The following is a 4,136-nucleotide window of genomic DNA, read 5'->3' on the forward strand; positions in this document are numbered from 1 at the left end:
TGACCTGGGCGGGGTTGCCGCCCGAGGGCGGATTGACGGTGACCGAGGCGGGCCCGCCCTGCGGTCCGACCGTGGTCGGGCCCTTGCCGCCCGTACTCACCGACGTACCGCTCTGGCTGACGGTCGTCACACCGTTCGGGCTCTGGCTGACCTGGACCGGGTTGGCGGTGCCCACGCTGCCGCTGACGCCGTTCGGGCCGTGACTCGCCTGGATGGGGCCGTGGTTGACGGTCGTGGTGCCGTTGTTGCCGACGGTCACCGTGGCGCCGTTCGGGCCGTGGACGGTGACCGAGTGGCCGCCGCTGTTGTCCACCGCGATGGTGGTGTTGCCCGCGTTCACCGGGTTTCCGGGGGTCGGCTGCGGCACGGCCGGCGGGACCGCGTTGCCCTGCGCGTCCTTGGCCGTGATGGTGCCGTCGGCACCGACGTTGATCTCCTGGTCGCCGTGGGCGATGCTCGCCGAGCCGTCGTTGTTGACCGTGGTCGAGCCGCCGATGGTCACGCCGTCCGCGCCATGGCTGATCCCGTCGACCTGGAACTTGCCGTTGGGGTTGATGGTGAACGTGGTGCCGTCCGGGGAGCTGAACTTGATGTCGAGCGGCGAGAAGTCGACCTTGCCGCCGGGGCCCGTGGCCGTGCCGCCGCCGTTGCCGTCCGTGGTGATCCCACTGACGGTGACGCCGCCGTCCGGGCCCGCCGAGACCAGCGGCTGACCGCCGGGCGGCGTCACGTCGAGGCCGCCGCCGGGCTTGGTGGTGACGGCGGTGCCGTCGGGGCCGTTGAAGGTGACCGGGGACACGCCGTTCGGGCCCACGGCGATGTCCCCGTTCGGGCTGACCGTGATCGGCGGCTGGGTGCCGGAGGGGTTCAGGTCGAACTGTCCCTGCGGGTTGACGGCGATCGTTCCGCCGTCGGGCGTGCCGAACTTGATGTCGACGGGCGAGAACGCCACGTTCCCGCCGCCGCCGGTGGCCGTACCGCCGCCACCGCCGTCGGTCGTGATGTTGCCGGTGGTGATGGAACCGTCCGGGCTGACCGAGACCTGCGGCTGGCCGCCGGGCGGGGTCACATCGAGCGAGTGGCCCGGACCGTTGAACTGCACCGTGTCGGGGGTGGCGCCGCCGGTGTTCACCGTGAACCCGGTGTTGTCGAGCGTGGTGGCGGGGCCGCCGCCCGGCGTGGTGATGGTGGCGCCGCCGCCCGGCGGGATGCTGGTGCTGACGTTGGTGTCGGTGAAGGTGACCGGGCCGCCCGCGCCTGCCGGGGGCAGGTTGACGTTCTGGCCGCCGCCGTCGCCGTTGACGACGCTCACGCTGCCGTTGTTGCCGACGTTGGCCTGTGTGCCGTCCGGCAGGGCGAATCCGCCGCCGGGATTCCCCGCGTTGCCGTTGAGCGTGGTGTTGCCGAAGTTGATGTCGACGTTGCCGTCGGCGGGGTTGTGGGTCACCACCGGCTGGCCGTCCGGGGCGCCCTTGAAGACCGAGTTGACACCGCCCGTGTTGTCCGCGTTGAGCCCGCCACCGCCCACCGTCGTGGAGCCGCCGTTGTCGGTCACGGTGAGGCCGTTCGGGGTGGAGACCGTGTTGTTGTTCACGGTGAACTCCGGCGTGGGAGCGCCGCCGTCGCCGCCGGGCGAGCTGAACGTCGTGGTGCCGTCGGGCCCCTTGTTGACCTCGCCGAACGGTCCCGAGGTCGTGAAGCCGCCGTTCGGGCCCAGCTCCGTGGAGAGCGCGGGCTTCTCGGACTGCGCGGGCGCGAACTCGCCGCCGAGCCCGTCGAAGATCTTCTCCTTCGTGGTCGGGCCCTGGATCGGGGTGTCGATCGTCGTCGTGTTGCCGTTCGAGGTGATGACGTCCCCGTCCGGGCTCTTGATGGTGTTCGTGCCGTCCGCGGTCGTCGAGGTGAACCCGTCCGGCGTGGTGGTGGTCGTCGACGTCGCGGGGGCCGGGACTCCGAAGGGCAGGTCGTCGGGGGCCTGGACCTGGTCGGCCTTGGGGCCGGGCGGGGTGATCTTCGTCTCGGTCTTCGCGCCGTCCGGGGTCGTGACCTTCGTCTTGACCTCTCCCGTGGTGGGGTCCGACTTGGTCGTGCCGTTGATGCCGTGGAAGCCGGTCTTCTGCGCGCCCTTGGTGTCGACGAACAGGAGGTCGCCGGGCTTGAACTTGCCGTCGGAGAAACCGAAGGTGTTCGCGGAGAACGCCTTGTCGATGTTGCTCTTGAACTTGCCCTTGGTGGTGAAGGCGTCCTTGATACTGGTGGCGAACTTCGTCCCGCCGAACAGCGTGAAGGCACCGGCCGTGGCGGCGCCGAGCGCGGCGCCCGTGGCGGCCGAGGCCGCGTCGAACTTCTTCCCGTCGACCAGCGCCGTGATCCCGCTCGCCAGGAAGCCGAGCGAGAACTCGGTGGTCACATCGATCCCGAGCTTGAAGGCGAGGGCCGCCTTGGGAGACGTCTTGAGACCCACGAGCCCCTTGGACAGCGGGTCGATGATCTTGCGGACGAACGTCGATTTCTTCAGGAGCGCCGTGACCGCCCCGGAAGCCGTCCCGACGCCCTTCCCCACCTTGGCCAGGAACGGCGCGAACTTGGCCAGTTTGCCCGCCGCCCCGACGATCTTCCCGAGCCCGCCGAGCAGCACACCACCGGGTACGAGAGTGATCAGGCCGATGATGATCTCACCGGCGTCGATCTTGCCCTGCGACACCATCCGGATCACCGACACGGCGAACAGGATCGCCCCCAGGATGAGACCCACGATCGGGAAGAACACGGCGACGATGCCGATGATGACCCCGGCGATGATCTCCACCAGCGGGTTGTCCGCGAGGAAGTCACCGAACTGCTTCACCCAGTCCCGTGCGGGGATGGCCTGATCGGCGGCCTCGTCGAGGATGACCGTGGCCTTGTCGGACCCCTCCTCGCGCAGCCGCTGCGCCGAGCGGCCGAGCTCCTCGGCGGCGGACAGCGCCTCCTTCGCGGCGTTCACCTCGCCCTGCTGTGTCTTGTTGGCCTCGGCCTGTTCCGGGGTGGCGTCCGCCGCGAGCTCCGGGACCTCCGTCTTCGCGGTGGCGGCGACCTCCTCGCCCTGGTCGATGGCCCGGTCCAGCATGTCCTGGGCGTCGGTCAGGGTGTTCGCGTACTCGTCGTAGGCGCCCGCGGCGGTACGGAAGGAGTCCCGGGTCTTCTCCAGGAGCCCCCGGCAGGTCCTTCGTGATCCGCGTCTTCAGGGCATCCATCGCCTGGCCCTTGCCCCGGCGCAGCGCCCCATCGGCGCGCAGCAGATCGACCGCCTCGCCCGCCCCGTCGCCCAGCTCCAGATACGTCCTGGCCAGTGTTCTGATCGCCTCCGGGTTCCCGGGTGTCGGGTCCTCCTGGAACCCGAGCACCTCCCAGCCCGTGGTGTGCCGACGCGCCATTTCCAACTCCTCCCGGCTGCAGGCTCGTTCGGCACCTCCTCACGAGGCGTCCCACGTTTTGGTTCAGTCGTTGAACCGACCCGGGGTTCGGCGCGTGTGACGGCCGACGCACCAGCAGTGCGCGTCACCAGGCCCCATACGGAGGAGGACGAGAAAGATGCGCGACGCCCCGAGGACGACGAACGAAGCACGGCAGCCGGCGCCGTGGCGCACCACGGCACGGGTCACGGCGGTGTGCGGCCTGGCGGCCGTCACCTGGCTGGCCCTGCCCGCACCGGCGCAGGCTCTGGGGTCCGTACGGGCTCCCGAATCCGTACGGGCTCTGGAATCCGCACCGGTTCTGGCCGCCGTGCAGATGCGGCCTTCCCAGGCACTGCGGGCCGACGAGGTGACGAAGTACTACGTGGTCAAGTCCGCGCAGGAGAACGGCGGCGAGCAGGAGACGCTGTTCGGGATCGCGGAGCGCACCCTCGGCGACGGCGACCGGTTCGAGGAGATCCTGGTCCTCAACAGCGGACGCCAGCTGCCGGACGGTTCGGCCTTCGTGAGCCCCGACCAGCTGACCCCGGGCTTCCCGCTGATCCTGCCGGAGGACGCGACCGGGCCCGGCGTGGAGTTCGGTGTCCTGCCCGAGGAGGAGAGCACTGTCGCCGCCCCGGCGAAGCGCCCCGAGCAGAGCGTCCTCCCCCGCGCCCCGCGCCGTGGCCGGCCGGAGCCCGG

At 70.6% G+C, this 4,136-nt stretch carries 2 pseudogenes; one reads left to right on the top strand and one right to left on the bottom strand.

Annotated features, from left to right (window positions below):
- A pseudogene (locus GA0115254_RS05640) lies at positions 1–3,109 on the bottom strand (hypothetical protein); the annotation flags it as partial.
- A 464-nt stretch (positions 3,110–3,573) separates the two neighbouring features.
- Here GA0115254_RS05640 and GA0115254_RS43730 point away from each other — a divergent pair.
- Positions 3,574–4,136, top strand: a pseudogene (locus tag GA0115254_RS43730) (hypothetical protein); the annotation flags it as partial.

Origin of the sequence: Streptomyces sp. Ncost-T10-10d (genome assembly GCF_900091955.1) — a bacterium.
In the GTDB taxonomy this organism is placed as follows: Bacteria; Actinomycetota; Actinomycetes; order Streptomycetales; family Streptomycetaceae; genus Streptomyces.